This is a genomic window from Microbacterium sp. 13-71-7 (assembly GCF_002257455.1).
GTDB lineage: Bacteria > Actinomycetota > Actinomycetes > Actinomycetales > Microbacteriaceae > Microbacterium.
The window spans coordinates 1-6,344 of the sequence record NZ_NCKN01000224.1 but is presented as its reverse complement, the minus strand read 5'-3'; the positions used below and the strand labels follow the sequence as shown (position 1 = coordinate 6,344).

Here is a 6,344-nt window from a genome sequence, read left to right as displayed (position 1 = left end):
CTGACCCGACGCGTGCTGGGCCTGGACCGGCGCCCCGGGAACGACTGATCGCGCCGTCCGCAGACGGCGCGATCAGCGCGCGGGTCAGCCCAGCAGCATCGCGCGGCCGGGCTCCTGCAGAACATCGGCCACGGCCATCAGGAACTGCGCCCCCTCGGCGCCGTCCACGATCCGGTGGTCGAACGACAGGCTGAGGGTCATGATGTCGCGCAGCGCGATCTCGCCCTTGTGCTCCCAGGGCAGACGGCGCACGGCGCCGAGGGCGAGTATCCCGGTCTGCCCCGGGGGCAGGATCGGAGTGCCCGCGTCGATGCCGAAGACGCCGATGTTCGTGAGCGAGAACGTGCCGCCGATGAGGTCCGCAGGCGGGGTCTTGCCGCTCCGCGCCGTGCGCGTGAGCTCGGCCACCGCGGCCGCGAGCTCACCGAGCGGCATCCGCTCGGCATCGCGGATGATCGGCACGATCAGGCCGCGCTCCGTGGCCGCGGCGATGCCGAGGTCGACGAAGTGCTGCTGCACGATCTCGCCGGCCTCGCCGTCCCACCGCGCGTTCAGCCCGGGGAACGAGGCGAGAGCCAGGCACACCGCCTTCGCGACGACGGTGAGCACGCCGATGCGCGGGGCGTCTGGTTTGGCGGTCGCCCTCAGCGAGGCGATGAGCTCGCTCGTCGCGGTCACGTCGACCGTGTAGAAGGTGGTGACATGCGGCGCGCTGAACGCGCTCTGGACCATCGCCTCGGCCGTGTGCTTGCGCACGCCGCGGACCGGGATCCGTGTGGTCGCCCGCTCCCCCGTCGCCGCGCGCACGGGCGTTGCGACCGGGGCGGGCGCGTCCGTCGTCCCGGCGGTCTGCCCGTCGCCGCGCTGCACGAGGCGCTCCCGGTATGCGTCGACGTCGGCGCGGGTGATGACCCGGTCTCCGAGCTCGGCCGCGACCAGCACGAGATCGACGCCGAGGCCCTTCGCGTAGGCGCGGACGGGCGGCGTGGAACGAGGGCGCTCCCCGCGGACCGGCGGCGCCGGGGCGACGGCGATGTCGTCATGGGGTGCCGCGACGCGCACGTCCGCGTCCGCCGCCACCGTGGTCGTCGACGCGACGGATCCCGCGCCGGCGCGGCGCGCACGACGCTGCGGCCGCCCGTTCGACGGTGCGGCGCCGTAGCCGACGAGGTTCGGCCCCGAACCCTCTTCGACCTCCGCGGTCGAGGCGGGGGCTTCCGGCGCCGGCGCGTCCTGCCCCTCGATCTCGAAGCCCACGAGCGGCGCGCCCACGAGGACGACGTCTCCGGCGGCCGCGTGCAGCGACGTGATCACGCCCGCGTGCGGCGAGGGCAGCTCGACGATGGCCTTCGCGGTCTCCACCTCGGCGAGCGTCTGGTTGAGCGTGACCGTGTCGCCCTCGGCGACCAGCCACTGCACGATCTCCGCCTCGGTGAGACCCTCACCGAGGTCGGGAAGGAGGAACTCCTGCTTCATCGGTCGACCCCCTCCAGCAGCTGCTCGTCGTCGCAGACGCGGTCGACCGCGTCGAGGATCCGGTCCAGATCCGGAAGGTGGAACTTCTCCAGCTTCGCGGGCGGATACGGGATGTCGTGGCCCGTGACGCGCAAGGGCGCCGCCTCGAGCCAGGTGAAGCACTTCTCGGTGATGCTCGCGATGACCTCGGCCGCGACGCCGGCCTCGCGTGCCGCCTCGTGCGCGACGACCACCCGCCCGGTCCGGCGCACCGAGGCGCAGACGGTGCCGTAGTCGACCGGAGAGAGCGAACGCAGATCGATCACCTCGAGGGACCTGCCCTCGACCTCCGCGGCCTCAGCGGCCTCGATCGCGGTGCGCACCATGGCGCCGTAGGTCACGATCGTGGCGTGCGTGCCCTCGCGCACCACACGGGCGAGGCCCATCGGCGGCGCGTCCGCGAGCGGGGTCTCCAGATCGACCTCGCCCTTCGCGTGGTACAGCCGCTTGGGCTCGAAGAAGATCACGGGGTCGTCGCTCGCGATGGCCTGGCGCAGGCAGGTGTACGCGTCCTGCGGGTTCGAGACCGCGATCACGCGAAGCCCCGCGGTGTGCACGAAGTACGCCTCCGGCGATTCGGAGTGGTGCTCGGCCGCGCCGATGCCGCCGCCCCAGGGGATCCGGATCGTGATCGGCATCGGGACGGTGCCCTGGGTGCGGTAGTGCAGCTTCGCGACCTGGGAGACGATCTGGTCGAACGCGGGGTACACGAAGCCGTCGAACTGGATCTCGACCACGGGCCGGTAGCCGCGCATCGCGAGACCGACGGCGGTGCCCACGATCCCCGACTCCGCGAGCGGGGTGTCGATGACCCGCTCCGCGCCGAACTCGTCCAGCAGCCCGTCGGTGATGCGGAACACGCCGCCGAGCTTGCCGATGTCCTCGCCGAGCAGGACGACCTTCGGATCGTCCGCCAGGGACTGCTTGAGCGCGGCGCCGAGCGCCTTGCCCATCGTCATCTGCGTCATGTCACGCCTCCGCGAGGGTCGCGAGGTAGCGGGCGTAGTCGGCGCGCTCCTCGTCGATGCCGGTGTGCGGCTCGGCGTACACCCCGTCGAACACCGCGAGCGGCTCGCGCGTCGTGAGGGCGAGGCACGCGGCGCGCATCTGCATGGCGGCCTCGTCGGCCTCCGCGGCGAAGCCTGCGGCGATCTCGTCCGTGAGCACGCCCTCGGCGCGCAGCAGCGCCTCGACCCGCGCGAGCGGATCCTTGCCGCGCCAGTACTCGAGCTCGGCCGGATCCCGATAGCGCGTGGGGTCGTCGGCGGTGGTGTGCGGGCCCATCCGGTACGTGACCAGCTCGAGGAATGCGGGAGATCCACCGCGCGCCTGCTCGAGCGCCCAGCGCGTCGCCGCGAACACCGCGAGCACGTCGTTGCCGTCCACGCGCATGCTGGGGATCCCGAAGCCGGGGGCGCGCCCCGCGATCGGATGCTGCGATTGCACGGCCACGGGCTCGGAGATCGCCCAGTGGTTGTTCTGGCAGATGAAGACGACCGGGGCGCGGTACGAGGAGGCGAAGATCATGGCCTCGTTCACGTCGCCCTGGCTCGTCGCCCCGTCGCCGAAGTAGGTGACCGCGACCTGGTCGGAGCCGTCGTGCAGGATGCCGAGCGCGTAGCCGACCGCGTGGAGCGTCTGCGCGCCGATGATGATCTGCAACGGCGCCATGTGCATCACGGCGGGGTCGTAGGCGGCCCCCTCCTCGCCGCGCCACATGCGGACGTAGTCGCCGGGCTGCGCGCCGCGCGTGAGCATCACGCCGGTCTCGCGGTAGCTCGGGAAGACCACGTCGTCGCTCTTCAGCGCACGGCCGGAGCCGATCTGCGCGGCCTCCTGCCCCAGGCACGGGGCCCAGAGGCCGAGCTGGCCCTGACGCTGCAGCGCGACGCCCTCGGTGTCGAGGCGGCGCAGGACGATCATGTCGCGCAGCAGCGAGAGCAGCTGGTCGGACGTGACGTCGGCGATGTAGGGGGTGAGACGCGTGTCGTTGCGGCGCCGGCCATGGGCGTCGATGAGGCCGGCGGGCTCGTCGAGCCCGATGCCGGTCACGGTGATCGGATCAAGGTGGGTTGACATCTTCGTCCTCCTCAGTGGATCCGCCCTCGTGGGAAGGATCCGGTGCGTCTTCGCTTGCCTTGAGCGTACGACCGCTTCACACGTCGCTCAAGCATTCGGCGACAGCCTGAGCATGTTGCCAACTAATGCCCCTTCGGAGGCTGCTAGCCTTTGGCAACATGGCAACCCTTGATCGCACCGATCTCGACATCCTCGAGATGCTCTCCGCCGACCCGCGCACGACGGTGGTCGCGATGGCGGAGAAGCTCCGGCTCTCCCGCAACACGATCCAGGCGCGCCTGGCCCGGCTGGACCAGACCGGGGTGTTCCTGCCCTATGAGCGCGCCTTCTCCCCCGCCGTGCTCGGCTACCCGCTGCAGGCGTTCGTGAGCATCGGCGTCCGCCAGACCGAGCTGCCGCGGATCATCGCCGAGCTCGCGCGGGTGCCGGAGGTGGTGCAGGCGCACGGCTTGAGCGGGTCCATCGATCTGCTCGCGCTCGTCGCCTGCCGCGACGCGCGCCATCTCTTCGACACCGACGCCAGGATCCTGTCGATCGACGGCGTCGAGCGGACCGAGACGTCGCTGGCGATGGGCGAGGTCATCCCGTTCCGGGTCGGCGGTCTTATGGGGCTGGCACGGCGAGAGGCCGGAGGAACCGCCTGATCGCGCCTGCCGCCTCGGCCGGGGTCTCGTAGTGGATCAGGTGGCCCACGTGCGCGATCTCGACCAGCTCGGCGTCGGGGAAGAGCGGCGCGAGCGCCCGCTCCGCCTCGATCGGGGTGATGTCGTCGCGCTGCGCCGCCACCAGCAGGGTCGGGACCGCGATGCGCGGTGCGAACTCGCGGACGTCGTGCGAGACGCTCGTGCGGAAGGCCTGGCTGAGCACGTCGCGGTCGGAGAACCGTGAGAAGTAGGTGTCGTGCTGATCGTGCACGAACCGGCGCAGTTCCGGATCCCTCGTCTTCGCCATCGCGATGCTCATCGCGCGCACGATGACCCTGTTCCGCAGGAGCTCCGTGCCGACGGCCTCGGGAAGGCGCGCGCCGAGCGCGTAGTAGAGCATGGCGAGACGCGTCATCACGGCCTTGGGCCCCTCGAGCGCCGGCGCGCCGATCGGGTTGACCAGGATCAACCGTGGCGTCTCGAGTCCGCCGGCGACTGCGGCCGACGCCACGATCGAGCCGAAGGAGTGCCCCAGCACGACCGCCCCCGGAGCGACCTCCGCGGAGAACTCCGCGAGCCACTGGGCGTAGGCCGCGATGTCGTGCACGCGACCGGGCAGCGGCGGCGTCTCGCCGAAACCCGGGAGATCGGGCATGATCACGCGCACCCCTGGCAGGTGCGCGACCACGGGCTCGAGCCCGTGGTGCTCGCCCCGGAAGCCGTGCACCGCGAGGACGGTGAGCTCCGCGTCATCGGGCCCGTAGATCCAGTAGGCCGTGCGCCCGCCGAGGATCTCGACCTCCTCCCGTCGCACGGGGATGCGATCCAGACGTGCGGCGTAGGGCGAGGGAACGGGCATGCTCCGAGTCTACGGGCGCGACCGATACGGCCTGAGCGCACTGCCGCGTGCCGGGCCGAGGATGTCCGGCCCTCGCCCTACGGTGGCGTCATGACCGATTCGACGTCGCTGCCGCCCTGGTTGACCCGGATCGGCGTCTTCGACCTCGAGACCACCGGGATCGACGTCATGCGGGACCGGATCGTCACCGCGCATGTCGGCGTGCTGGACCACCACGGCGCCGAGATCGCGGCGCGCACCTGGCTGGCGGATCCCGGAGTCCCCATCCCCGCCGGGGCCACCGCGATCCACGGCATCACCTCCGAACGCGCGCATCGTGACGGCGCTCCTGCCGCCCAGGTCATCGCGGGCGTCGTGGCGGCCCTCCGATCCCTCCTCGACCAGGGCGTGCCGGTCGTGGCGTACAACGCCGCCTTCGACTTCTCCCTGCTCGCGCACGAGGCGCGACGCCACAGGATCGCCCCGCTGGAGAACCCCTCGCCGGTCATCGATCCGCTGATCATCGACAAGACCTACGACCGCTACCGCCCCGGCAAGAGGACGCTGGAGATCGTGGCCGCGCACTACGGCGTCGATCTGCGCGGCGCGCACGATGCCTCGGCCGACGCCGTCGCGGCGGGACGGGTCGCTCAGGCGCTGGCGCAGCGTTTCCCGCTGCCCCCGAGCGCCGGCGAGCTGCACACCCGTCAGATCGGTTGGGCCCGCGCGCAGGCCGCGAGCCTGACCGACTACTTCGTGCGCATCGGCAGGATCGATCCGACCGAGCGCGTGGACGGCCGCTGGCCGGTCCGCGACGGCGATCCTGCACGTCAGAGCACCCGTCCCGGGCCGTTCTGAAGACGGGTCCGGACCGGACGGCGTAGCCTCATCGCCGCCATCTACGAAAGCGAGCAGAGCTGCTCACCCGGGGATGAGAGGCCCTGCTCGCTTAGTCAGCGTTGTGCGACGTGGGTGAGGGGTGGAGGGCTGCTGGTGGTGTCTGCATGTAGTTCTTTGACCGGCTGCCAAGTCGCGATGAGCACGACGAGCCCACTGATTACGAGAGGCAGTGTGAGCAGCCAGTAGCCGTGGGGTGTTCCGAAGATCGTCCATGCGATTCCGAGCGCGAGGTCTGCTCCTCCAACGAGGCCCGCCCATACGGGGCGATCACGACTGAAGCTTCGGATCGCCCGCCAAATCCCTTCGATCGTTGACATGTGCTTGTCCTACCACTTGAAGTAGTAGCACGTGTAGAGCGTGCCGGCGTA

General features: G+C 71.1%; 6 protein-coding genes. 2 read left to right on the top strand and 4 right to left on the bottom strand.

From position 1 onward, the window contains the following. Positions 1-84 precede the first annotated feature (84 nt). From B7X32_RS17130 to B7X32_RS17120, 3 genes are read right to left on the bottom strand one after another with little or no spacing between them, the layout of a single operon-like run. A complete protein-coding gene (locus tag B7X32_RS17130; protein WP_292722361.1) occupies positions 85-1,476 on the bottom strand; it encodes a dihydrolipoamide acetyltransferase family protein in 1,392 nt (463 codons plus the stop codon). After that, the gene (locus B7X32_RS17125; RefSeq protein ID WP_292722358.1) at positions 1,473-2,483 is read right to left on the bottom strand and encodes an alpha-ketoacid dehydrogenase subunit beta; all 1,011 of its coding nucleotides are present in this window, start codon (positions 2,481-2,483) and stop codon (positions 1,473-1,475) included. Before B7X32_RS17125 ends, B7X32_RS17130 begins: the two co-directional genes overlap by 4 nt. A gap of 1 nt (position 2,484) precedes the next feature. Then, positions 2,485-3,594 carry a thiamine pyrophosphate-dependent dehydrogenase E1 component subunit alpha gene (locus B7X32_RS17120; RefSeq protein WP_292722355.1) on the bottom strand — a complete coding sequence of 370 codons (1,110 nt, stop codon included), beginning with the start codon at positions 3,592-3,594 and terminating at the stop codon, positions 2,485-2,487. Between the two features lie 158 nt (positions 3,595-3,752). Between B7X32_RS17120 and B7X32_RS17115 the strand changes: the two genes are divergently transcribed. Continuing rightward, a complete protein-coding gene (locus B7X32_RS17115; RefSeq protein ID WP_045273148.1) occupies positions 3,753-4,238 on the top strand; it encodes an Lrp/AsnC family transcriptional regulator in 486 nt (161 codons plus the stop codon). On the opposite strand, the gene B7X32_RS17110 is transcribed toward B7X32_RS17115, so the two are convergent. Further along, positions 4,198-5,097, bottom strand: coding sequence for an alpha/beta hydrolase (locus tag B7X32_RS17110; RefSeq protein WP_292722351.1), 900 nt, complete (start codon positions 5,095-5,097; stop codon positions 4,198-4,200). The genes B7X32_RS17115 and B7X32_RS17110 overlap by 41 nt on opposite strands. Before the next feature lie 90 nt (positions 5,098-5,187). Between B7X32_RS17110 and B7X32_RS17105 the strand changes: the two genes are divergently transcribed. Further along, complete coding sequence (locus tag B7X32_RS17105; RefSeq protein ID WP_292722348.1) at positions 5,188-5,934, top strand: 3'-5' exonuclease; 747 nt, start codon at positions 5,188-5,190, stop codon at positions 5,932-5,934. Positions 5,935-6,344 lie beyond the last annotated feature (410 nt).